We start from the raw sequence: 24080 nt of genomic DNA, 5'->3' as shown, positions 1-24080 counted from the left end.
ACGACCGGCCGTCAATTGCTCTCGACGGCCGCCAGTTCGCTCTTCCACACGCGGAAGCCCTCCTCGGTGCGTCCACGACGCCAGTAACCCGAGATCGACGCGCGCGCCGGCGGTACGGCCCGCTCCTTCCGCAGGTACGGCCGGATGTGCTTCATGACGGCCTCGGCCTCTCCGTGCACGAAGACTTGCACGTCACCGTCCGGCCAGGGCAGGGCCTTCACCGCAGCGACGAGGGGTGAGTTGCCGTCGATCAGGTCGGCACCGGCGTCTCCGGCCGCGACACCGCGATGGAGCCAGGTGACGTCCACACCCGCCGGGGCGTCGAGCTTCAGCTCGTCGCCGGGCCCGATGACCTCCAGGAAGACCGCGCCCCGCGCGTCGGCGGGCAAGTCCTCGAGCGCGGCCGCGATTGCGGGGATCGCGGTCTCGTCGCCGGCGAGCAGATGGAAGTCGGCGGAGCGATCGGGCCGGTATCCCGCCCCGGGTCCCCGCACCACGACCTGCGTGCCCGGCTGTACCGAGCGAGCCCACGGCCCCGCGACACCCTCGTCGCCGTGCACGACGAAGTCGATCCAGATCTCCCGGGCGTCCGCGTCCACGCGCCGGACCGTATAGGTGCGGACGACCGTGTCGTTCCCCGCAGGCAGCTCGATTTTCACGTAGCTGTCGGTCTCCGCGCGGGCCTGGAACCCGCCGAAGCCGTCTCCGCCGAGTACGACGCGGACGAAGTGCTCGCCGATCGTCTCGGTCCGCAGGACCGTGAGTGTCGTCCCCATGGGCGCTTTCCGTGCCACCGAACCTCCTATTAGGGTTACCTATTATCGCGTCACCGTACTCTGTCGCGGGGTGCGGCGGGGAGGTCACGATCGGCGAGGCTCTAGGCTCGAGAACATGAGCACCACCGCGGCCGACATCGCCACCTGGATGACCGACATCATCACCACCGAACGCAGGGTCACCCAGACCGACATGGTCGACGCGATCGAGGCCAAGTTCGGCTCCGAGTGGATCTACGTGAACGACAACGGCCACCCGTCCATCGACCGCGCTGTCCTCAAGGAGTTCCGCAAGGCCCACCGCGGTACCGTGAAGTGGGACCGCGAGGACCGCGCCTGGTACGTCGAGGACGCGCCGACGGTCGAGCCCTCCGACGAGTAGTCGACACTCGGGCCCCTTCGCAAGACACCGATTTCGCAGGCGAGCACGGTAATCCTCCGAATTCACCCCTCGCGTGTCCGGCGGAACGGCGCGAAGTCTGTGAGCATACGGTCACGACTCCTTCGCGCGACCGTCTCCGGCACTGCCGAGCCGATCGGCGCGTCGGCAGCAGGTCGGAGGGCGCCGGGTGGACATCGAGAACGAGCGGGAACCTTCCGTACCCGCCCGCGAACTCGCGACGATCTGTGTGCTGGCGATCGTGGCCGGCACCGTCATCGGTGTCGTCGGCGGAGCCTTCCGCTGGTGCCTGGAACGGCTCGAACGATGGCGGATCCACACCGTGGAGTGGGCGCACGAACTCCCCGGTCCGGGATGGCTCGTGCCGGTGGGGATCACGATCCTCGGCGCACTGCTCGCGGCGCTGATCGTCCGGGTGGTCCCCCTCGCCTCGGGTAGCGGGATCCAGCACGTCGAGGCCGTCGACCGCGGGCAGGCCGCGCCACCACCCCTGTCGGTGCTGCCCTCCAGATTCGTCGGGGCACTCCTGTCGATCGGGTCGGGCCTCGTCCTGGGGCGGGAGGGTCCGATCGTGCACATGGGTGCCGCGGTGGGCGCCGAGACCGCACGCCGCTCCCGGCACCCCGAACACGAACGTCTGCTGCAGACCTCGGTCTCCGGTGCCGGACTTGCGGTCGCGTTCAACGCCCCGATCGGTGGTGCGCTGTTCGTCTTCGAGGAGGTCACCGGCAGCTTCCGTTTCCGCACCGTCGTGCCCGTCGTCCTGTCGGTGGCCGCCGCGGTGGCGTGTTCGCGGACGATCGTCGGCGACACCCCAGACTTCACCGTGGACCCCATCGCTCCCCCGTCCATCGTCCTGCTGCCCGTCTTCGTGGTGTTCGGTCTGCTCACCGGATTGCTCGGCGCGGCCTACAACCGGATGGTCCTGGGATCGCTGAGCGTGGTGGAGTCGATCCGCTCGCTCTCGCCGGTGACGAAGGCCGCGATCATCGGCGGACTCGTCGGGTTGTTGTCGGTGGTCGCACCGTGGGCCGGCGGTGGCGGCGACTCCCTCGTCCAGCACGTGGTGGGCGGTGGCGCCCTCGCACTGCCGGTGGTCGCCTGGTACGTCCTGCTGCGGTTCGTCGCGGGACCGCTGTCGTATGCGGCCGGGACACCGGGCGGATTGTTCGCGCCCCTCCTGGCACTGGGTGCTCTCTGGGGACTGTTGTGCGCCGGGATCTGCGCCGTGATCGTCCCCGGGATCGGGTCGTCCCTCGCCGTACCGATGGCGATCGCAGGGATGGCCGCCCTCTTCGGCGCGTCGGTGCGGGCGCCGATCACCGGAGTCGTCCTCGTCGTGGAGATGACCGCGGTGACGGGGGTGACGGTCCCGATGCTCGCCGCGACGATCTGCGCCGTCGTCGTGGCATCCTCCACGCGGGTCCCGCCCATCTACGACAGCCTGCGCAACCGCATGTTCGGCGCCCCTCCCGACCGCGCGTAGACCCTGGCATCGATCCAGGGTCATGTCCGCTGCCACCCTCCGTCCGTCGCCACCACCAGGCCGTCGAGTTCGAGCAGGGGAAGCGCAGCCCGCACCCGCTCGATCGGCAGTCCCGCCGACTCGGCCACCGTCGCCGGATCGCAGACCTCCGATGCCGGAAGTGCCTCGTAGACCAGAGCCATGTCACCCGACAGTCCGTCCAGGTCGCGGCGGAACAGGCCGTCACGGTCGTCGTCCCCGCAGGCCAGGAGCGGACCGCACTCCTCGACGATGTCGCGCGCCGCACCCACCAGACGGGCCTCGCCTTCCCTGATCATGCGGTGACAGCCCTGCGATGCCGCCGAGGTCACCGGTCCGGGGACCGCCATGACCGGCCGGCCGAGTCGTCGCGCCCAAGCCGCGGTGTTGCGCGCCCCGCTGCGCCAACCCGCCTCGACGACGACCGTGCCGGCGGACAACGCCGCGATCAGCCGATTGCGGGCGAGGAACCGGTACCGCGCAGGGGTCGTACCCGGCGGATATTCGCTGACCACCAGGCCCGACTCGGAGATCCGGCGCAGCATGGTCGTGTGCGCCGCCGGGTACGCCCGATCGACCCCACAGGCCAGGATCGCGACCGTGGTGCCGCCCACCCCGAGCGCCGCGCGGTGTGCGGCAGCGTCGACGCCGAAGGCCGCACCGGACACGACCGTCCACCCGTCGGCGGCGAGATCCCCGGCGATCTCGGCGGTGACGTGCTCTCCGTAACCGCTCGCGGCACGGGTCCCGACGATGCCGATCGCGCGTTCGGCGAGGTCGTCGATCCGCCGGCTCCCCCACACCCACAGTGCGAGGGGCGGCCCCTCGGCGTCGGTCGCGGTGTCGAGGGTGCCGAAGCCGAGCATCTGCCATGCGGGCCATTCGTCGTCGTCGGGCGTCACCAGTCGACCTCCGGCCCGACCCAGACGGTCGAGATCCCGTGCCGCGGTGTCGAGGTGCGCCCGCACCGAGTACCGCGACGAGAGTTCGCCGAGGCCCGAGCCCGACCGGATGGCGGCCGCCACCTCGAGCACACCCGCGGCCTCGACCGCCGCCGACAACGATCGCGACGCGCCCTGCGTGACGGTCGACAGATAGGCCCAGGCCAGGCGCCGTTCATCGTCGTGTCCGCTCATGCGACACCCCGATCCCGGAAGTCGAGGGCGGCAGCGACGTGCGTCGCCGACGGCGAATCGGAACCGTCGAGGTCGCTCAGCGTCCACGCGACCCGAAGTGCGCGATCCGCTCCTCGCGCGGTGATAGCGCCCTTACGCAGCGCCCATTCGACGGGTTCGAGCGCGGCCCGCGGAAGCCGGAACTTCTGCCGGAGGGCCGGTCCGGGCACCTCGGCGTTGGTAGCCCAGCCGTGATCGGCCCACCGCTCGCGTGCCGCGACTCTCGCCCGGGCGACACGCGCCCGCACGTCGTCGGTGCTCTCGCCCGTCTCCCCCATCAATGCGCTCGTCGCGACGGCCTGCATCCGGACCCGCAGGTCGACGCGATCGAGGAGCGGGCCCGACAGTCGCCCCAGATAACGGCGACGTGCGGTCGGCGCGCACACGCAGTCGGCGTCGCGTGGCGGTGCGCACGGGCAGGGGTTGGCGGCGAGGATCAGCTGGAACCGAGCCGGATATCGCGCGACACCGTCGCGCCGGGCGATGCGTACCTCCCCGTCCTCGAGCGGTGTACGCAGCGCTTCGAGTGTCTTCGTCCCCATCTCGGCGACCTCGTCGAGGAACAGCACGCCGCGGTGCGCCCGGCTCACCGCGCCGGGTTTCGCCATGCCGGTGCCGCCTCCGATCAGCGAACTCACCGACGCCGTGTGATGGGGCGCGATGAAAGGTGGTTCCGTCACGAGCGGCCGGTCGCTGGTGAGGGTGCCCGCCACCGAGTGGATGGCCGTCACCTCGAGGGCATGATTCTCGCTCAGGTCCGGCAGAATCCCCGGAAGTCGCTGTGCAAGCATCGTTTTCCCGATCCCCGGCGGACCGGTCAGCATCAGGTGGTGCGCGCCGGCCGCAGCGACCTCGATCGCGCGACGCGCTTCGTGCTGACCGACCACTTCGCTGAGATCACCCCGCACCGCCCGTGGTGGCAGCGCACGCGGATCGGGCCGTTCGAGCGGACCGTCGCCCTGCAGCCAGATCACCAACTCGCGCAGCGTTTCGGCGCCGTAGACGTCGATGCCGTCGACGAGCGCCGCCTCGGTCATCGTCGCGGTGGGCACCACCACGCGCGACCAGCCGTGCTTCTTCGCCGTGAGCACGGCGGGCAGCACACCGCGCACCGGACGGACGCGCCCGTCGAGCGCGAGTTCGCCGAGCAGCACCGTCCGGGAGACTGCCTCGGTCGGCACGACATCCGCCGCGTCGAGGACCGCGCACGCCAACCCGAGGTCGTAGACACTGCCGACCTTCGGCAGCGTGGCCGGAGACAGTGCGAGCACGACCTTCGAATCCGGCCACTTGGCACCGGAATTCGACACGGCGGCGCGCACCCGATCGCGCGACTCCTGGAGCGCGGTGTCGGGCAGCCCGACCATCGTCACACCCGGCAGACCTCGCCCGATGTCGGCTTCGATCTCGACGACCTGCCCGTCGATCCCGGAGACCGCGACCGACCACGCGCGTCCGAGCGCCATCAGAGGACCTGCTTGCGGTGGGTGATCTCCGGAGCGTGCCCCCGCGCGAGCAGGACGGTGACCACATCGACGCGGATGTGCGACCAGCGGCGCGTCTGTTCGGACAACCACTGCCCGGCGAGGCGACGGATGCGTTCGGCCTTCGCGGGCGTCACCGCTTCGGCGGGGGTGCCGTATCCGGTGCCTGTGCGGGTCTTGACCTCGACGAAGACGACGGCCGCGCCGTCCTGTGCGATGAGATCGAGTTCGCCGTATCGACTGCGCCAGTTCCGGGCGAGCACGACCATGCCGGTCGACTCGAGGTAGTCCGCGGCGAGGTCTTCGCCTAGCGCGCCCAGATCCCGATTGTGTGATGTCCGATTCGTCCCCTGCATGCGCCCACTGTGGAGGACCGAGGCACGTGGAATCGGGGTCCGAGCACGGAGATCGGGGGATCTGTGGATGAGTGCGGTGCCTGTGCACAACCGAGGGCGACGAGCCGCGGCGAAGGGCTCGGTCTCGGCGCCCCGGTTAGGATGCGGCCGCTGCGCGCAGGATCGTCCCCGAGGACGTCAGCCCAGCTTGTCGGGCAGTCTCAGTTCGGGCTTGTCGAGCTCTTCGATGTTGACGTCCTTGAACGTGATGACACGGACATGCTTGACGAAGCGTGCGGGACGGTACATGTCCCACACCCAGGCGTCGGACATGCGCACCTCGAAGTACACCTCGCCGTTGGCGTTGTGCGGCAGCAACTCGACCGCGTTCGCCAGGTAGAACCGGCGCTCGGTCTCCACGACGTACGCGAACTGACCGACGATGTCCCGGTACTCCCTGTACAGCGAGAGTTCCATCTCGGTTTCGTACTTCTCGAGATCCTCGGCACTCATCGGTCTCGGTGTCCTCCCAGTCTGGTGTGTCCTGCAATCATCCCGCATCCGCCTCGTCGGTGAACAATCGACGCCCCGGGTCGTCTGCATACGAGCGACGAACCGGGTCGTCGGCGAACAACCGACGTCGCACTGCGGGCACTCCGCACACGGAGCGCACATTGGCCCACGACCGCCGGTGCTGCGGTGACGGGCCGTGCTCGGCCAACGCCGCCATGTGCGTCGGAGTGCTGTAGCCCTTGTGTACTGCGAAACCGTACTCCGGTAGCTCGCCGTCGAGGTCGACCATCATCCGATCGCGTGTGACCTTCGCGAGCACGCTGGCCGCCGCGATGCATGCGGCGGCCGCGTCGCCGCCGATCACGGGCAGGGACGGTGCGGGCAGTCCGGGGACCCGGAAACCGTCGGTGAGCACGTAACCGGGCGGAGTCGACAGACCCGCCACCGCGCGTCGCATGCCTTCGATGTTGGCGACGTGGACGCCGATCGCGTCGACCTCCTCCGCGGGGATCACCACCACGCTCCACGCCCGGGCGCGTTTCACGATCACCGAGTACAGCTCCTCGCGGGTTCGTTCGGTGAGCTTCTTCGAGTCGTCGAGCCGGTCGAGCGACGCGTGCGGCCGGTCGCCGAGCACACAGGCCGCGACGACCAGCGGCCCGGCGCAGGCACCGCGGCCGGCTTCGTCGACCCCCGCGACCGGACCGAGACCGCACCGCGCGAGCGCGGACTCCATGGTGCGCAGTCCCGAGGAGCGACGGATCACGGGTCGAGGTGGCCAAGCAGTCACGAGGGAAGGATCTCCGGTGAATCGATCAGGCCCCATCGGCCGGGAGGCAGCACGATGAAGCGGGCTTTACCGATGACATTGTCCAGCGGGATCGAGCCCTGATGCTCGTCCCCGACGTGGTAACGCGAGTCGGCGGAGTTGCTGCGGTTGTCACCCATCACCCAGACGTGGCCCTCGGGCACGGTGACGGGCCCGAAGCAGCGCCCGGAGGGCACCTCGGTCTCGCAGGTGACGACACCCGGGGTGAACGGGAAGTCCGTGGTCACGTACGGCTCGTCGAGCGGGACACCGTCGACGAGGACACGGCCCTGGTCGTCGCAGCATTCGACCGTCTGCCCTCCGGTCGCGATCACGCGCTTGACGAGGTCGTTCTCGTCGGGCGGCACGACGCCGACGAGCGAACCGATCTCCTGCAGTCCCCGCACGACGACGTTGTCGGAACGTGTCGAGACGTACCCGGCCGACCACGAGTCGGGGCCCTCGAAGACGATGACGTCACCGGGGCGGGGGTCGGTGAAGCGGTAACCCACCTTCTCGACGACGATGCGGTCGCCGGTGCAGCCCGGGCAGCCGTGCAGTGTCGGCTCCATCGACTCCGAGGGAATGAGGTAGACCCGCGCCACGAAGGTCTGCAGCAGGAAGCTCAGGGCCAGTGCGACGACGACCAGGATCGGCAGTTCACGCCAGAACGACTTCTGCTTCTTCGCCTCCGGGGCGGTGTCGTTCGCCGCGGGGTCCTCGCGCCGGTGGTGTGCACCGTCGGCTCGATCGCTCCGAGCCGAACCTCGAACATCGTTGCGGTTCACATCCGGTCGAGCCGGATCGTGCGGGGAATCTGCCACCTCGACAGACTAGCGTCTGCGGTACAGCGGTCCGCCGAGGACGACCGTCGACCGGCCGGGCGAGAGACAGACCGCCATCCAGAACGACGACGACCCGGCCGGGACGTATGTCCGGGCCGGGTCGTCGGATGCTGTATCGGGTGGCTCGAGAGCCGTGCCGAGCAGCCCGAGGGGCTGGTCAGCGGCCGAAGATCAGCGCTTCTCCTTGATCTTGGCAGCCTTGCCGCGCAGCTCACGCAGGTAGTAGAGCTTCGCGCGACGGACGTCGCCACGGGTCAGCACGTCGATCTTGGCGAGGTTGGGGCTGTGCACCGGGAAGGTGCGCTCCACGCCCACTCCGAAGGAAACCTTGCGGACGGTGAAGGTCTCGCGGATGCCGCCGCCCTGACGCCGGATCACGACGCCCTTGAAGACCTGCACACGCTCCTTGCTGCCCTCGATGACCTTGACGTGCACGTCGAGAGTGTCGCCGGGACGGAAGTCCGGGATGTCGTCGCGCAGCGACTTGGCGTCCAGAAAGTCCAGGGTGTTCATCGGTTTTACATCCTCTTGTTCGCTCGAGCAGAGGAACCTGGCGGCGACCGCCGTATGGCGGGCTCGACCGGTTCGTGCCCAGGTCAGGTAGGCGTGCCCGAACGGGGCAACCCGTCCATTGTGCCAGACGGAGCATCGATCGATGAAATCGGCGGTGGCGCCGGTTTGACGCGGCGGTCCAGTTCCGCCTCGGTCGCGGTGCGCGAGTGCTCGACACTGCCCCGCACGGTCGCGAGCGTCGGGGCGCCCGCGACGAGATCCTGCACGAAGATCTTGGCGCGGATCACCGGACGTCGCAGTCGACGTTCGCGTTCGAGCGCGCGCGCCATACGACGTGGCCGCTTGCCGTACCGCCAGCGAGCCCAGGGCGCACCGGGCCGCGAGAGCCGGATCGCTCCGACCCACAGCAGCGGGATGATGAACAACCCCACCAGGCCGGTCCAGATCTTGCCTTTCGCCAGGACGATCGCGGCGAGCAGAAGGTTCACGAGCACGGCCACGACGAGCGCGGCTCGTCCGGCCCAGTCGCCGCTGTCCTCGAAGTTCGTGGCGTCCCCGAGTTCGAACGGTCGCAGGCCGAGCAACCACATCCCGGTCACGGCGATCGCCACGAAGACGGCGTCGACGGACACCCGTCCCTGTTCTTCCCAGTACACGTCGTTCAGGTAGAAGATCAGCGCGAACTCGTCGAGGGTCAGCGCGGCACCGATGCCGAAGACCGCTGCGAGGATGCAGGCGGCGAGGCGGTTCGCGTCCTCGGAGATCGCGATCAGTCCCCCACCGGCGATCACCATCGTCACGACACCGAACACCACGTGGTGCACGTGCTGACCACCGGGGGTGATGTTGCCGGGCCACCAGCGCACCTGCGCGCGGATCAACCGCACGCTGATCCGGATGAAGACGAACGCGGCCACGAAACCGAGCAGGAAGAACAGCAGCGGGAGGCGCCCCTGATCGACGATCTCGCGCCGCATCCAGTCGAGCATCACCGGCTCACTCCGGCCACCGTGGATCTCATGTCCACAGCATTGCAGGAGTGACCCGGTGATTCGCGTCAGTTGTTACCGAAACCGGCGCGTCGCAGAGCGTCGGCCATCGATCCGGAGGCGGCCGGCGCCGAACGACGGTCGCCGCCACGGCCCTGTTGCCCCCGATTGCCCTGCTGTCCGCGATTGCCCTGGCCGTTCCGGCCCCGACCGCCGCCCTGGTTACCGCCGCCCTGGCCTCCGGGACGACGAGCACCTCCGCGCGGATGACCTCCGGACTTCTCGGCGCCCGGGGTGGGGATCTCGTCGTCGAGTCGCAGTGTCAGACCGATGCGCCGGCGCGCGACGTCGACCTCGAGGACCTTCACCTTGACGACCTCGCCGGACCGGACGACGTCGTGGGGATCCTTCACGAAGCTGCGCGACATGGCGGAGACGTGCACGAGGCCGTCCTGGTGCACGCCCACGTCGACGAATGCACCGAACGCCGCGACGTTGGTGACCACTCCCTCGAGGACCATGCCGGGCTTCAGGTCGGCGACCTTCTCGACACCGGCGGCGAAGGTCGCGGTCCTGAACTCGGGACGCGGGTCGCGGCCGGGCTTCTCGAGCTCGGAAATGATGTCGGTGACGGTGGGGACACCGAAACGGTCGTCAGCGAACTCGTCCGCGCGCAGCTTCCGCAGGGTCGTGGTGTTGCCGAGCAGTTCGCGGACGCTGCTGCCCGTCCGGTCGACGATACGCCGCACCACCGGATACGCCTCGGGGTGCACCGCGGACGCGTCGAGCGGGTCGTCACCGTTGGGGATCCGTAGGAAGCCCGCGCACTGCTCGAAGGCCTTCGGGCCGAGTCGCGGGACGTCCTTGAGCGCGGTGCGCGCCCGGAACGGACCGTTCTGGTCGCGGTGGGCGACGATGCTCTCCGCAAGCGAGCCGGTGATACCCGAGACGCGCGACAGCAGCGGGACCGACGCCGTGTTGACATCGACACCGACGGCGTTCACCGCGTCCTCGACGACCGCGCCCAGCGACCGCGCGAGCATCGTCTCGGACACGTCGTGCTGGTACTGGCCGACGCCGATCGACTTCGGGTCGATCTTCACCAGTTCGGCGAGCGGATCCTGCAGACGGCGCGCGATGGAGACCGCACCGCGGATGGACACGTCGAGGTCCGGGAGTTCCTTGGTGGCGTACTCGGAGGCCGAGTAGACCGAGGCACCCGCCTCGGACACCACGATCTTCGTCAGCCCGGGCACCTTCGCCAGCGACACGAGATCGGCTGCGAGAGCGTCGGTCTCACGCGACGCCGTGCCGTTGCCGATGGCGATCAATTCGACACCGTGCCGCGCGACCAGGGCGGCGAGCACCGCGAGGGCCTCGTCACGCTTGTTGTGGGGCTGATGCGGATAGATCGTGGTGTGGTCGACGACCTTGCCGGTCGCGTCGACGACCGCGACCTTCGTGCCGGTGCGGTAGCCGGGGTCGAGACCCATCGTCGGGCGAGTGCCGGCCGGTGCGGCGAGCAGCAGGTCCTTGAGATTGGCGGCGAAGACGTCGACCGCATCCTTCTCGGCGGACTGCCGCAGCCGCATCCTGATGTCCAGCGACAGCGACATCTGCAGCTTGGTACGCCACGCCCACCGCACGGTGTCGAGCAGCCACTTGTCGGCGGGGCGACCCTGGTCGGCGATGCCGAAGCGCGTCGCGATCCGGCCCTCGTAGTAGCTGCGCTCGCCGGGCACCCGCTCGTCGATCTCGGGATCGAACGACAGCGACAGCACCTCCTCCTTCTCGCCGCGCAGGAGGGCGAGGATGCGGTGCGAGGGCAGCTGGGTGAACGGTTCCGAGAACTCGAAGTAGTCGGAGAACTTCGCGCCGTCGTTCTCCTTGCCGGACCGCACGGTGGAGGTCACCTTGCCGCGCGTCCACATCGCCTCCCGGAGCTCGCCGACGAGGTCCGCATCCTCGGCGAAGCGTTCGACGAGGATGGCGCGCGCACCATCGAGCTGCTCGGAGGTGTACCCGGCAGGATCGGTGGTGGGGTCGCCGATGAGCGCGTCGGCGACGGGCTCGTGACCGGCCTCGCGGGCGATCTGCGCCTTGGTGCGCCGCTTCGGCTTGAACGGCAGGTAGATGTCCTCGAGCCGCGCCTTGGTGTCGGCGAGCATGATCTGGCCGCGCAGCGTGTCGTCGAGCTTGCCCTGCGCCTCGATCGATTCGAGGATCGCGACGCGGCGCTCGTCGAGTTCGCGCAGGTAGCGGAGACGTTCCTCGAGAGTGCGCAGCTGGGCGTCGTCGAGACCGCCGGTCGCCTCCTTACGGTAACGCGCGACGAACGGCACGGTCGCGCCGCCGTCGAGCAGTCCCACGGCCGCGGCCACCTGGTCTTCGCGGACGTCGAGTTCCTGGGCGATCCGCCGGTTCACGGTGTCGAGTTCGGTCGTCACGTCGAACGACCCTACAGTTGCCGCCCTCGCCACGCGCCTGTGCCTGCGTAGGCGCCCGCACCTGTGCCTGCGTAGGCGCCCGCACCTGTGCCTGCGTAGGCGCCCGCACCTGTGACCGCGTAGGCGCCCGCGCCTGTGACCGTGCGCGCTCACGCGCGGGGTCCGTGCAGGCTGTCGGGTGGACCGGCGCTATCGTCCACAGCACAATGGAATGCAGGAACCGGAAATGAAGCACGGGCGCGGACGCGCACGATCGGGCGCGATGATGCTGTGCGTGACCACCGCACTGGCCGTATCCGGCTGCGATTCGATGGACACCCACCCCCTCCCGCACGAAGCCCTCGGTCTCGCCTCGGTGGCGGACACCGATTCCGACGAGCCGACCGTGACGCTGTCGACGGCCGAGCTCCCCCGGCAGATCGACGCGGCCGTCGCACTCGCCGACAGCCGCGGAGCGCGCCTGACCGTCGCCGTGCTCGACCGCGAATCCGGGACCCGCGTGCTCGGCGGCACGGACGAACCCTTCGAGACCGCCTCGACCGTCAAGCTGTTCATCGCCGAGGAAGTCCTGTACCGCGAGGTGACGGGCGAGGCGACGCTCGCCGACGAGGACCACGAACTGATCCGGTCGATGCTGCGCTCCTCCGACGACAACGCTGCCACGCTGCTGTGGGAGACCTACGGCGGTCCCGAGATCGTCGAGCACGTCGTGGAGCGGCACAACCTGACCGGCACGACTCCCCCGGATCCGGGGTCCTGGTGGTGGAACACGACCACGACGGCATCGGACCTGCTGACCTGGTACGACGATCTGCTCGGCGACAGCGCCTCCGGTGACGAGAGTGCGGCCCGGATCGTCGGCCACCTGGTGGAGTTCACCGACGACGGCGTCGACGGATACGACCAGCGTTTCGGGCTTCCCGAGGGTCTCGGCGACTCCACGGATCTGGGTGTCAAGCAGGGGTGGATGTGCTGCCTGGCCGGTGAATGGTTGCACCTGTCCACCGGATTCTTCGGCGACGACCACCGGTACGTGGCCGTGGTCACGGCACGGGAGACCGTCACCTACGACGAGTCGGATCCCTTCTACGACACCGGTTTCCTGCCCGACACGGCGATGTACGACGCGACGGACGACGGGAGCGCGCAGCACGCGCGCGAGACCGTCACGCTGGCGGTCGAGACGACGCTCGGAAGCGCGCACCGGCCCTGAGGGCCGTCCGGCGCGGCGTCAGTCGTCGGACGGCAGCAGATCGGGTCGTCGGTCCCGGGTGCGTTCGAGCGACTGCTCGTGGCGCCAGCGAGCAACCTTGCCGTGGTCGCCGGACAACAGCACCGGCGGCACCTCGAGGTCGCGCCACACCGCAGGCCGGGTGTAGCTCGGGCCCTCGAGCAGTCCGTCGGAGAACGAATCCTCCTGGTGCGACTGCTGATTGCCGAGCACACCGGGTAGCAGCCGGACGACGGCCTCGACCATGACGAGAACGGCGACCTCCCCACCGATGAGGACGTAGTCGCCGATGCTCACCTCCTCGACGCGCACGCGCCTCGCGGCATCGTCGAAGACGCGCTGGTCGATTCCTTCGTAGCGACCGCACGCGAAGACGATCCGCTTCTCCTTCGACCAGCGTTGTGCGGTGGCCTGATCGAAGCGGCGACCAGCGGGCGTCGGGACGACGAGCAGCACGTCGGGGTCGGTTCCACCATCGGGTCCGGCGAGCACGTCGTCGAGCGCCGGTCCCCACACGGTGGGTTTCATGACCATGCCCGGCCCGCCACCGTAGGGCGCATCGTCGACGGCCTTGTGCACGTCGTGCGTCCAGTCGCGCAGGTTGTGCACACCGACGGAGATGAGCCCCTTGTCGATTGCTTTGCCGAGCAGGGCGACCCGCAGGGGTTCGAGATATTCGGGGAAGATGGTGACGACGTCGAGCCGCACGGACTACTGCTTCCCCTCGGTCGACTTCTTCTTCTTGGACGGCGGTTCCCCGAAATCGGGGTCGAGGAGCCCGTCGGGCGGATCGATCTCGATCACGCCGTCCCGCACCGACACCGTCGGAACGATCTCGGTGACGAACGGGACGAGCAGCTCTCCACGTTCCTGGCCTGTCGGCCGGAGCGACAGCAGTTCGCCGGCGGCCGTGTGCAGGACCTCGCGGACGGTGCCGACCTCGTTTCCGCCGTCGGGGCGACCTGCGACGATCCGCACCGTCAGCCCTTCGAGTTCGTGGTCGTAGAACTCGTCCGGATCGTCGGACGGCGGAAGGTCGGCACTGTCGACGACGAACAGCACCCCGCGCAGCGCGTCTGCGGCTTCGCGACCGTCGATGCCCTGCAGGCGCAGCAGAAGCCGCCCGGAGTGTTCCCGGGCGGCTTCCACTGTGTACTCGTGCAGGTGCTTGTCGCGAGGCTTGCGTCCACGCAGAACCGCGCCGACGGCGAAGCGCTCCTCGGGTTCGTCGGTGCGAACCTCGACGACGACTTCGCCTCGGATGCCGTGCGACTTGGCCACACGGCCCACGACGAGCTCCATCGACGCTCGCCTAGCGGTCGGTGTCGACGACGTCGACACGGATACCCCGGCCACCGATTCCGGTGACGAGGGTCCGCAGTGCGGTCGCGGTGCGACCGCCGCGGCCGATGACCTTGCCGAGGTCGTCGGGATTGACATGCACCTCGACGGTGCGGCCCCGACGGCCCGCGATCAGGTCGACGCGGACGTCGTCGGGATGGGCGACGATTCCACGAACGAGATGCTCGACGGCATCGGCGACCACGGCGCTCATTACTCGGCGGCCTCGGTGGACTCGGCCTCGGTGGACGCCTCGGCGGACTCTTCCTTGGCAGCCTTCTTCTTCTTGGGCGTGACAGCCTCGGCAGCCGGCTCGTTCTCGGCCTGCGCGAGGGCGGCCTGGAACAGCTCGAGCTTGGACGGCTTCGCCTCCGCCTTCTTCAGCGTGCCCTCGGCACCCGGCAGGCCCTTGAACTTCTGCCAGTCGCCGGTGATCTTGAGGAGGTTGAGGACCGGCTCGGTCGGCTGCGCGCCGACGTTCAGCCAGTACTGCGCACGCTCCGAATCGACCTCGATCAGCGAAGGCTCTTCCTTCGGGTGGTACTTGCCGATGGTCTCGATGGCCCGGCCGTTGCGGCGGGTGCGCGAGTCCGCGACGACGATGCGGTACTGCGGGTTGCGGATCTTGCCGAGACGGGTGAGCTTGATCTTGACAGCCACTGCTGTGTTCTCCTTCGGGGTGCGCCGAGGCGCGTGTCACGTGCAATTCGGACGACGCGCCCTTCTGGCACGCCCGGTTTTGCCTCTAGCCTGTGACCGCCGCGCGGTACGTAACCGGATGCGACGACAGCGAACCATTCTGCCAGACGCGTGAGCCAGGACGAAACCGGCACCCGGTGACGCCGCGCACCCCCTACAAGCGCGCGGGACTGCCCGAGACCACTCGGCCGCGGAGAACCACGAGATCGGGACGCGCCGCCGCGGGGTCGCTGCGCGGATCCTCCCGGTACACGACGAAATCCGCCGACGTCCCCGGTTCGAGACTCGGGTGCCCGAGCCACGCGCGGGCCTTCCAGCTCGCCGCGGCGTACGCCTCGGTGGGGTGGAGACCCACGCGCACGAGCGACGCGATCTCGTCGGCGATGCGCCCGTGCTGCACCTGACCACCGGCATCGGTGCCCGCGTAGATCGGGATGCCGGCCTCGTGGGCGGCGCCGATGGTCTCGTCGAGGCGCGCGTACAGAGCGCGCATGTGCGCCGCGTACACCGGAAATCGCGTCGCCGAATCGGCGATGTCCGGGAAGTTCTCGATGTTGACCAGGGTCGGCACGAGCGCGGTGCCGGCGGCAGCCATCGTCGCGATGGTCTCGTCGGTCAGACCCGTGCCGTGCTCGATGCAGTCGATCCCCGCCGCGAGCAGTCCGGGCAGGGCCTCCTCGCCGAAGACGTGCGCCGTCACCCGCGCGCCTTCGCGGTGGGCGGCGGCGATCGCCTCGACGAGGATCCCGTCGCTCCACAGCGGAGCGAGGTCGCCGGCCTCGCGGTCGATCCAGTCGCCGATGAGCTTGACCCAGCCGTCACCGGCCCGGGCCTGACGTGCCACTTCCTCGGGCAGCTGCGACTCGTCCTCGAGGTCGACGGGCAGACCGCGGATGTAGCGCTTGGGCAACGCGATGTGCCGGCCCGCCCGGATGATCCGAGGCAGATCCGTCCGCTGGTCGAGGGCCCGGGTGTCGACGGGTGATCCGGCGTCACGGAGCAACAGGACACCCGCGTCGCGTTCGGTGACGGCCTGCGCGAGCAGACCGTCCACGTCCTCCGCTCCCCCGCCGAACCGGATGCCGACGTGGCAGTGCGCGTCGACGAGACCCGGCAGGATCCAGCCGTCGGCGCAGAGCACCTCCGCGTCGGGGTCGGGCTCGGCCGTGAACGATCCGTCGGCCCCGACGTACAGCTCGACGGGTTCGCCGTCGGCCAACGACCGGCCCCGCACGACGAAGGAACGCGCATCACCCTCGGTCACGGTCATCACCCGGCTCGGCTCAGTTCTTGGGGAACTTCAGCTTCGACAGGTCGAAGTTCTCGAGACCCGGAGGCAGCTCGTCGAGGCCCTTCGGCATCTTCGACAGGTCGGGCATCCCGGCCGGCATGCCACCCGGAAGACCGGGGAAGCCACCGGGCATACCGCCCCGCACCTTCGGCGGCGTCGGTCCGCGACCGCCCTTCTTCCCCTTCTTGCCCTTCTTGCGCTGGTTCTTGCGTGCGCCCGGCATGCCCATCTGGCCGGCCATCGCCGTCATCATCTTCCGGGCCTCGAAGAACCGGTCGACGAGCTGGTTGACGTCGGAGACCTTCACACCGGAACCGTTGGCGATGCGCAGTCGCCGCGAGCCGTTGATGATCTTCGGGTTGGCGCGCTCCTCCGGCGTCATGCCGCGGATGATCGCCTGGATGCGGTCGAGCTGCTTCTCGTCGACGTTGGCGAGGGCGTCCTTCATCTGCCCGGCTCCGGGCAGCATGCCCAGGAGATTGGCGATAGGGCCCATCTTCCGCACTGCCATCATCTGCTCGAGGAAGTCCTCGAGGGTGAGCTCACCGGAACCGATCTTGCTGGCGGTGGCCTCGGCCTGCTGGGCGTCGAAGACCTGCTCGGCCTGCTCGATCAGGGTGAGCACGTCGCCCATGCCGAGGATGCGGCTGGCCATGCGCTCGGGGTGGAAGACGTCGAAGTCCTCGAGCTTCTCACCGGTGGAGGCGAACATGATCGGCTGGCCGGTGAGCTCGCGGACGCTCAGCGCGGCACCACCGCGGGCGTCGCCGTCGAGCTTGGTGAGCACCACGCCGGTGAAGCCGACGCCCTCGCGGAACGCCTCGGCGGTGCTCACGGCGTCCTGACCGATCATCGCGTCGAGGACGAACAGCACCTCGTCGGGCTGCACCGCGTCGCGGATGCCCGCGGCCTGCGCCATGAGTTCCTGGTCGATGCCGAGACGACCGGCGGTGTCGACGATGACCACGTCGTACTGCTTGTTGCGTGCCTCGGCGATGCCCTGCTCTGCCACGGCGATCGGGTCGGCGGCGGTGACGCCGAGCTCGTTCTCGCCACCGCCGATGGAGGTGCCGGGATGCGGAGCGAAGACCGTCACGCCGGCACGCTCACCGACCACCTGCAGCTGGGTCACCGCGCCGGGGCGCTGGAGGTCGCAGGCGACCAGCATCGGGGTGTGCCCCTGCGCCTTGAGCCACTTCGCGAGCTTGCCCGCGAGGGTGGTCTTACCGGCGCCCTGCAGACCGGCGAGCATGATGACCGTCGGCGGGGTCTTCGCGAACTGCAGCCGACGGGTCTCGCCACCGAGGATCCCGACGAGTTCCTCGTTGACGATCTTGACGACCTGCTGGGCCGGGTTGAGCGCGCCGTGCACCTCGGCGCCCTTGGCGCGCACCTTGATCTTCTTGATGAACTCGCGCACCACGGGCAGTGCGACGTCGGCCTCGAGCAGGGCGAGGCGGATCTCACGGCAGGTCGCGTCGATGTCCGCGTCGGACAGCCGCCCCTTGCCGCGCAGGTCCTTCAGGACCCCTGTCAACCTGTCGGAAAGGGATTCGAACACCGAATGCGCTCCTGAGCTCTGACGAAGATGCGGACATTGCTGCGAACCAGGGTAACCGCTCCCGATCCGTCGCGATCGCGGGTGGCCACGCCACAGGGCGGGCCACCCGCGCGGTCACGATCCGTCGGTCACGATCTGTCGGCGGGTGCAGGCGGCTCGGGAGCAGGCAGGACCGACAGCAGTTCCTTCTCGAGATGTTCCCGCGAGACACGGGTGTGAGCTCCCGCGAGATCGACACAGAACGAGTCGACGACCGTCGAACCCAGCGTGCTCACCCGCGCCCACCGCACGTCGGCTCCGACGCGCTCGAAGACGTCCGCGAGACGGCACAGCAGACCGATCCGGTCCTCCGACCGGATCTCGAGCACGACCTGCTCCGCTTCGGATCCTTCGAACCAGATGATCCGCGGTGGCGCGAGCGCAGTGCTGACGGGTACCGCCCGGGCCGTGTGCTCGGGGAGCCTGCTCTCACGTTCGGCGCGATCCTTGGCCTCGAGGGCATCGAGGAGGTCCAGGTCGCCGGAGCGCGCCCGCACGAGTTCCTGCCGGAGCAGGGCCGCTTCGGGCGGTGAGCCGAATCTCGGGGCCACCACGAATGTGTTGACCGTGCTGCCGGCGTGGCTGCCGATGGACGCCGACAACACCCGCAGACCGTGCAGCGAGAGCACGCCGGCCTCGTCGGAGAGCACACCCCGCTCGTCGGGCGCGACGAAGGTTGCGGTGAAGCTGCGGCCGTCCTCGCGCGGTTCGAGCGCGACGTGCAGGGCACCGTCCTCGGCGAGGCTCGCGAGTGCGGGATCGATCGGATCCGGCGCCGGCAACTCGTCCCCCGCCATCATCATGCGGCAGCGGCGCACGAGTTCCCGGATCAGCGACGCCTTCCAGTCCCCCCAGACCCCCGGGCCGGTCGCCTGCGAATCCGCTTCGGCCAACGCGTGGAGCAGGTCGAGCAGTACCGGATCGCCGTCGAGGGCGTCGACCACCGCCGCCACCGTCTCCGGATCGTCGAGGTCGCGGCGGGTCGCGGTGTGCGGCAGCAGCAGGTGGTGTCGCACCATCGAGGTGAGCAGCGCCAGATCCGAGGGCCACAGGCCCATCCGCCGCCCGATCTGCAGGGCCAGTTCGGCACCGACCACGCTGTGGTCGCCGCCGCGCCCCTTGCCGATGTCGTGCAGCAACGCGCCCAGTACGAGCAGGTCCGGACGGGCGACCCGCGTCGTCAACTCGCTCGCGTACACGGCGGTCTCGACGAGGTGCCGGTCCACGGTCCACGTGTGGACGGCGTCGCGCGGCGGCAGGTCGCGCACCGCGCCCCATTCGGGGAGCAACCGCCCCCACAGACCTGTGCGATCCAGCGACTCGATGACGTCGACCGCGCGACGTCCCGAACCGAGCAGCACCAGGAAGTCGTCGAGAGCTTCGCGGGGCCAGGGTTCGCGCAGTTCCGGGGCATGATCGGCGAGCCGGGTGAGCGTGGCCGCCGAGACCGGCAGTCCCGCCTGCGCGGCGGCCGCCGCGACCCGCGTGATCAGGCCCGGGTCGCGACGCGGATGGGCGTCGCGCGCGAGGGCGACCTCTCCCCCGTGCTCGACGACCCCTTCGTCGAGGGGACGCCGCACCGGTCCGCGGCGCAGACGTGACAGGCCCTTGCGCGGCAGCGAATTGGCCGCAGTGCGCAGGCCGACGTCGACGGAGTAGCTGATCGTGCGTGCCGATTCGGTGAGCACCCGTGCGAGGTCGAAACGGTCGCCGATCCGCAGCGCCGCGGCGATCTCGTCGGCGTCCTGGGCGCGCAGCTGGTCGCGGGAGCGGCCGGCGACGCGGTGCAGCTCGGTGCGTACGTCGAGCAGTCGCCGGTGGGCGGCCGCGAGACCGCCGCCCGGGACGTCGGGTCCGAGTCCAGGCATGCCGTCGGTGAGCTGCGCAACGGACAGGGCATTGAGCAACTGCACGTCCCGCAACCCGCCGCGACCGCTCTTGAGGTCGGGTTCGGCTCGGTGGGCGATCTGCCCGCTGCGCTGCCACCGCACCTCGGTCATCTCGATGAGTTCGTCGAAGCGGGACCGGATGCCGGTGCGCCACTGACGTCGCACACCGCCGATGAGCAGATTGCTCAGCTGGGCGTCGCCCGCGATGTGCCGGGCCTCGAGCATTCCCAGCGCGGCCGTCAGATCGGAGGAGAACACCTGGAGGGCCTGGGGCACCGTCCGGACACTGTGGTCGAGCTTGATGTGCGCGTCCCACAGCGGGTACCAGAGCTCGTCGGCGACCTTCGACACGACGGACGGCGCCATGTCGTCGTGGAGGAGGATGAGATCGAGATCGGAGTACGGGAGCATCTCGCGGCGTCCGAGACCCCCGACGGCGACGATGGCGAAGCCGCCCTCGCGCTTGATGCCGAGTTCGGAGCCCTTGGTAGTCAACCAGAATTCGTGCAGGTCGACGAGGGCGTGACGCAGAGCCACGGTGTCGAGGCGGCGGCTGCGGGGGCCGCCGGAGAGCAGGGTGTCGCGGGCTGCCGCGAGATCGGCGGCGCCCGCCGGTGCGGTTGTGCGGGCCGAGGACACCGAAGGCCCCGACCCCGCTGCCGAAGCAGCGGGATCAGGGCCTCGAGTGCCGGACCCCTGGGGGTCAGAGCGCATCCGAACCTCGTTCTCCGGTGCGGACCCGGACCACGGCTTCCACGGGCGTGACCCACACCTTGCCGTCGCCGATCTTCCCGGTACGGGAGGCCTCGACGATGGTCTCGACGACCTTGTCGACAGCGGAATCGTCGACGACGACCTCGACCCGGACCTTCGGCACGAAGTCGACGGAGTACTCCGCTCCGCGGTAGACCTCGGTGTGGCCCTTCTGGCGGCCGTACCCCTGCACCTCGCTGACTGTCATTCCGAGCACTCCGGCCTGTTCCAGGCCGGCCTTGACGTCCTCGAGCGTGAACGGCTTGATGATCGCCGTGATCAGCTTCATATCCTCATCCTTCCCAGAGCCCGCTGGCCGCTGTCATCCCTGCTCGCTGTCGTGGTCTTCTTATCACTTGAGAGCCGGCGCGAAGTCGTATGCGGATTCCGCATGTTCGGCTTCGTCGATACCGCGGGCCTCTTCCTCGTCGCTCACACGCCAGCCCATGGGCTTGAGTGCGAAGGCGATCACTGCGGTGACGACTGCGGTGAACACCAGGGCGACGACTGCGATGACGATCTGGATGACGAGCTGCTTGTAATCGCCACCGTAGAACAATCCGGTCTCGGTGCCGAGGAAGCCGATGGCGACCGTGCCCCACAGGCCCGACACGAGGTGCACACCCACGACGTCGAGCGAGTCGTCGTAACCGAACTTGTACTTCAGACCCACGGCGAGGGCGGACAGGATGCCGGCGATGACGCCGAGGGCGATCGATCCGACCGGGCTCAGCGAGCCGGCAGCGGGGGTGATGGCGACCAGGCCGGCGACGGCACCCGACGCGGCACCGAGGCTGGTGGCCTTGCCGTCGCGGATCCGCTCGGTGAGGAGCCAGCCGAGGATGGCGGCGGCGGTGGCGGTGGTGGTGTTGACCCAGGCCAGGCCGGCAGTACCGTCAGCGGCGAAGGCGGAACCGGCGTTGAAGCCGAACCATCCGAACCACAGCAGCGCGGCACCGAGCATGACGAACGGCAGGTTGTGCGGACGGAAGGCGGTACGACCGAAACCGGCGCGCTTGCCGATGACGACGGCGAGGACGAGAGCGGCGATACCGGCGTTGATGTGGACGACCGTGCCACCGGCGAAGTCGATCGGCTCCACCGCGGCGCTGACCTCTCCGCCGTCCTCGACGGTGCCGAACATGGCCGCTGCGATGCTGTCCTCGGAGCCCGAGAGCAGGCCGCCACCCCACACCATGTGGGCGAGCGGGAAGTAGGCGCAGGTGACCCAGATGGCCGCGAACGCCATCCACGTACCGAACTTCACGCGCTCGGCCAGCGCACCGCTGATCAGGGCGGTGGTGATGATCGCGAAGGTCACCTGGAAACCGATGTCGATGATCTGCGGGTAGTTGCCCGAACCACTTGCAAGGAACTCACCGTCCTCGCCGTACATGGCTCCCTGCAGACCGAACTGCTCGAACGGGTTCGCGAAGATCCCGAGCACGCTCTCGTTGCCGTAGGACATCGACCAGCCCCACAGGACGTAGATGACCCCGATCACGGCCATCGCGCCGAAGGACATCATCATCATGTTGAGCACGGACTTGGAGCGGGACATCCCGCCGTAGAAGAACGCCAGGCCCGGGGTCATCAGAAGCACGAGCGACGCTGCTATCAGCATCCACGCTGCGTCGCCGGTGTTCACCACTTCCTCCACTTGCAACCTCCCTGTAGGCCGCGCCGATCGGCGCGTTGTCGAGGGAAAGCTTGCTGCCCGGATGTTTCCGTGGAGGCGCTGCGCTGTTTCGTGGGCGTGAACGCAGGAACCGACCTTGTTTCATCCTTGTTTCACACTTTTCGGACACCGCATCCCCACCGACGGAACCGGCCGCTGCCCGCACGAGCGGACAGCGGCCGGAACGACGGACGCGGTGCGGATCAGCCCAACAGGGCAGCGTCGATCAGCCCAACAGGGCGTCCACGAAGGCTTCCGGTTCGAAGGGAGCGAGATCGTCGGCGCCCTCACCGAGACCCACCAGCTTCACCGGCACGCCGAGTTCGTGCTGCACCTGGAAGACGATGCCGCCCTTGGCGGTTCCGTCGAGCTTGGTGAGCACCACACCGGTGATGTCGACGACCTCGGCGAACACGCGGGCCTGCATCAGACCGTTCTGGCCGATCGTCGCGTCGAGGACGAGCAGCACCTCGTCGACGGCGGCCTTCTTCTCCACGACGCGCTTGACCTTGCCGAGCTCGTCCATCAGGCCGGTCTTGGTGTGCAGGCGGCCGGCAGTGTCGACGAGGACCGCGTCGACACCGTTGTCGATGCCCCTCGCGACGGCATCGAACGCCACCGCGGCCGGATCGGCGGCCTCCTTGCCGCGGACGACCTCGGCGCCGACACGTTCGGCCCAGGTCTGCAGCTGGTCGGCGGCCGCGGCACGGAAGGTGTCGGCGGCACCGAGCAGCACCCGGCGTCCGTCCGCGACGAGCACGCGGGCGAGCTTGCCGGTCGTCGTGGTCTTGCCGGTGCCGTTGACACCGACGACGAGCAGCACGGCGGGATGGTCCTCGTGCGGGAGGGCCCGGATCGAACGGTCGAGTTCGGGACGGAGCTCGTCGACGAGCACGCTGCGCAGCACGGCGCGGGCGTCGGCCTCACTGCGCACGTTGTTCACGACCATCTCCTCACGCAGACGGTCGACGATCTTGGTGGTCGTCGCGGCGCCGAGGTCGGCGACGAGCAGCGTGTCCTCGATCTCCTCCCAGGAGTCCTCGTCGAGGTCGCCGCCACCGAGCAGACCGAGCAGGCTCTTGCCGACCGCCGACTGCGAGCGGGCCAGACGGCCGCGCAGGCGGACGAGGCGACCTGCGGTGGGTTCGATCTCCTCGATCGGGGCTGCCGGCGGAACAGCGGCCGGTCCGGCCGGTTCGACGATTTCCGGTTCGACGACCTCGGGTTCGGTGACCTCAGGTTCGGCGACGGTCTCCGTCGCCGGGGCGGGCTCGACCTCGGGTTCCGGTGCCGGTGCGACTTCCGGTTCGGGGGCGACCTCGGGCTCGACGGGCTCGGGAGCGGGACGCTCCGGCTCCGGGGCGACCTCGGGTTCGACCGGCTCGGGTTCGGCCGGCTTCGGTTCGGCCGGCTTCGGCTCCGCAGGCTTGGGCTCGACCTTCGGCGCAGGCGCCGGTTCCGCCTTCGGCTCCGCGGGTGCAGGTGCGCTCGGCGGAGCTTCGGTGATCTCCTCCGGCAACGGCACCGTGCGGGGCGCGGGCTCCGGCTTCGCCGCAGGCTTCGGTGCCGGTTTCGGCGCAGGCCGGGGGGCCGGCGCCGGTGGCGCGGCCGTGCCCTGCGAGAAACTGAATCCGCTCTGCGCCTTGTAACCGCCCGAGCGGTCCTTGGTCTCGGCGGAATCGAGCTGCGGGGTCTCGGGCGCCTTCAGCGACACCTGCCGCCGCCGGTAGAGGGTCAGACCGACGACGAGCGCGACGAGAACGACCGCCAGCGCGGCGGCGATGACTATCCAGGCTCCGGTACTCACGC

At 69.4% G+C, this 24080-nt stretch carries 23 protein-coding genes; 3 read left to right on the top strand and 20 right to left on the bottom strand.

Annotation, left to right across the window (positions count from 1 at the left end; all coding sequences use genetic code 11):
* Positions 1 to 11: 11 nt before the first annotated feature.
* On the bottom strand, positions 12 to 776 hold the full coding sequence (locus U9J23_RS09605; protein WP_085468004.1) for a siderophore-interacting protein: 765 nt from the start codon (positions 774 to 776) through the stop codon (positions 12 to 14).
* Between the two features lie 115 nt (positions 777 to 891).
* Between U9J23_RS09605 and U9J23_RS09600 the strand changes: the two genes are divergently transcribed.
* Both U9J23_RS09600 and U9J23_RS09595 read left to right on the top strand, forming a co-directional pair.
* A complete protein-coding gene (locus tag U9J23_RS09600; RefSeq protein ID WP_106200014.1) occupies positions 892 to 1158 on the top strand; it encodes a DUF6953 family protein in 267 nt (88 codons plus the stop codon).
* A gap of 187 nt (positions 1159 to 1345) precedes the next feature.
* On the top strand, positions 1346 to 2662 hold the full coding sequence (locus U9J23_RS09595; RefSeq protein WP_059381172.1) for a ClC family H(+)/Cl(-) exchange transporter: 1317 nt from the start codon (positions 1346 to 1348) through the stop codon (positions 2660 to 2662).
* A 20-nt stretch (positions 2663 to 2682) separates the two neighbouring features.
* Here the strand turns inward: U9J23_RS09595 and dprA are convergent, their stop codons facing one another.
* From dprA to U9J23_RS09550, 9 genes are all read right to left on the bottom strand, one after another.
* Positions 2683 to 3816, bottom strand: a complete 1134-nt coding sequence (dprA, locus tag U9J23_RS09590) for a DNA-processing protein DprA (protein WP_085468003.1) — start codon at positions 3814 to 3816, stop codon at positions 2683 to 2685.
* Positions 3813 to 5321, bottom strand: coding sequence for a YifB family Mg chelatase-like AAA ATPase (locus U9J23_RS09585; protein WP_326602479.1), 1509 nt, complete (start codon positions 5319 to 5321; stop codon positions 3813 to 3815). The genes dprA and U9J23_RS09585 overlap by 4 nt, the downstream gene beginning before the upstream one ends.
* A complete protein-coding gene (locus tag U9J23_RS09580; protein WP_059381169.1) occupies positions 5321 to 5695 on the bottom strand; it encodes a YraN family protein in 375 nt (124 codons plus the stop codon). The genes U9J23_RS09585 and U9J23_RS09580 overlap by 1 nt, the downstream gene beginning before the upstream one ends.
* A 177-nt stretch (positions 5696 to 5872) precedes the next feature.
* Positions 5873 to 6187, bottom strand: a complete 315-nt coding sequence (locus tag U9J23_RS09575; protein WP_006550963.1) for a DUF2469 domain-containing protein — start codon at positions 6185 to 6187, stop codon at positions 5873 to 5875.
* Positions 6188 to 6224: 37 nt separating this feature from the next.
* Positions 6225 to 6977 (bottom strand): ribonuclease HII, encoded by a 753-nt coding sequence (locus U9J23_RS09570; RefSeq protein WP_080968152.1) that lies wholly within the window; start codon positions 6975 to 6977, stop codon positions 6225 to 6227.
* Positions 6974 to 7783, bottom strand: a complete 810-nt coding sequence (lepB, locus tag U9J23_RS09565) for a signal peptidase I (protein WP_326602885.1) — start codon at positions 7781 to 7783, stop codon at positions 6974 to 6976. Before lepB ends, U9J23_RS09570 begins: the two co-directional genes overlap by 4 nt.
* Positions 7784 to 8011: 228 nt before the next feature.
* Positions 8012 to 8353 carry a 50S ribosomal protein L19 gene (gene rplS / locus U9J23_RS09560; protein ID WP_006550960.1) on the bottom strand — a complete coding sequence of 114 codons (342 nt, stop codon included), beginning with the start codon at positions 8351 to 8353 and terminating at the stop codon, positions 8012 to 8014.
* Between the two features lie 83 nt (positions 8354 to 8436).
* Positions 8437 to 9342 (bottom strand): hypothetical protein, encoded by a 906-nt coding sequence (locus tag U9J23_RS09555; protein WP_326602472.1) that lies wholly within the window; start codon positions 9340 to 9342, stop codon positions 8437 to 8439.
* A 68-nt stretch (positions 9343 to 9410) separates the two neighbouring features.
* Positions 9411 to 11789 carry a Tex family protein gene (locus U9J23_RS09550; protein ID WP_326602470.1) on the bottom strand — a complete coding sequence of 793 codons (2379 nt, stop codon included), beginning with the start codon at positions 11787 to 11789 and terminating at the stop codon, positions 9411 to 9413.
* A gap of 265 nt (positions 11790 to 12054) precedes the next feature.
* Between U9J23_RS09550 and U9J23_RS09545 the strand changes: the two genes are divergently transcribed.
* A complete protein-coding gene (locus U9J23_RS09545) occupies positions 12055 to 13002 on the top strand; it encodes a hypothetical protein (RefSeq protein WP_326602883.1) in 948 nt (315 codons plus the stop codon).
* 18 nt (positions 13003 to 13020) lie between these two features.
* Here the strand turns inward: U9J23_RS09545 and trmD are convergent, their stop codons facing one another.
* The 10 genes from trmD to ftsY form a co-directional block, all read right to left on the bottom strand.
* Positions 13021 to 13728 (bottom strand): tRNA (guanosine(37)-N1)-methyltransferase TrmD, encoded by a 708-nt coding sequence (trmD, locus tag U9J23_RS09540; protein ID WP_059381164.1) that lies wholly within the window; start codon positions 13726 to 13728, stop codon positions 13021 to 13023.
* A 3-nt stretch (positions 13729 to 13731) separates the two neighbouring features.
* Complete coding sequence (gene rimM, locus U9J23_RS09535; protein WP_326602468.1) at positions 13732 to 14322, bottom strand: ribosome maturation factor RimM; 591 nt, start codon at positions 14320 to 14322, stop codon at positions 13732 to 13734.
* 10 nt (positions 14323 to 14332) lie between these two features.
* Positions 14333 to 14575, bottom strand: a complete 243-nt coding sequence (locus U9J23_RS09530) for an RNA-binding protein (RefSeq protein WP_006550954.1) — start codon at positions 14573 to 14575, stop codon at positions 14333 to 14335.
* On the bottom strand, positions 14575 to 15021 hold the full coding sequence (gene rpsP / locus U9J23_RS09525) for a 30S ribosomal protein S16 (protein WP_059381162.1): 447 nt from the start codon (positions 15019 to 15021) through the stop codon (positions 14575 to 14577). The genes U9J23_RS09530 and rpsP overlap by 1 nt, the downstream gene beginning before the upstream one ends.
* Before the next feature lie 193 nt (positions 15022 to 15214).
* A complete protein-coding gene (locus tag U9J23_RS09520) occupies positions 15215 to 16330 on the bottom strand; it encodes an amidohydrolase family protein (protein ID WP_326602464.1) in 1116 nt (371 codons plus the stop codon).
* A 13-nt stretch (positions 16331 to 16343) separates the two neighbouring features.
* Entirely contained in the window at positions 16344 to 17912 is a 1569-nt protein-coding gene (gene ffh, locus U9J23_RS09515; protein ID WP_085468000.1) for a signal recognition particle protein, read from the bottom strand.
* Between the two features lie 128 nt (positions 17913 to 18040).
* Positions 18041 to 20554: a [protein-PII] uridylyltransferase gene (locus U9J23_RS09510; RefSeq protein ID WP_326602462.1), complete on the bottom strand. Its 2514-nt coding sequence runs from the start codon at positions 20552 to 20554 to the stop codon at positions 18041 to 18043.
* Positions 20544 to 20882, bottom strand: coding sequence for a P-II family nitrogen regulator (locus U9J23_RS09505; RefSeq protein WP_016694628.1), 339 nt, complete (start codon positions 20880 to 20882; stop codon positions 20544 to 20546). Before U9J23_RS09505 ends, U9J23_RS09510 begins: the two co-directional genes overlap by 11 nt.
* Positions 20883 to 20945: 63 nt before the next feature.
* On the bottom strand, positions 20946 to 22253 hold the full coding sequence (locus U9J23_RS09500; protein ID WP_060651072.1) for an ammonium transporter: 1308 nt from the start codon (positions 22251 to 22253) through the stop codon (positions 20946 to 20948).
* 244 nt (positions 22254 to 22497) lie between these two features.
* Positions 22498 to 24078, bottom strand: a complete 1581-nt coding sequence (ftsY, locus tag U9J23_RS09495; RefSeq protein WP_326602458.1) for a signal recognition particle-docking protein FtsY — start codon at positions 24076 to 24078, stop codon at positions 22498 to 22500.
* Between the last annotated feature and the right edge of the window lie 2 nt (positions 24079 to 24080).

This window comes from Rhodococcus sp. PD04 (genome assembly GCF_035918275.1).
Taxonomy (GTDB): Bacteria; Actinomycetota; Actinomycetes; order Mycobacteriales; family Mycobacteriaceae; genus Rhodococcus; species Rhodococcus rhodochrous.
The sequence above is the reverse complement of the archived record's forward strand: the minus strand, read 5'-3'. Positions and strand labels throughout refer to the sequence as shown.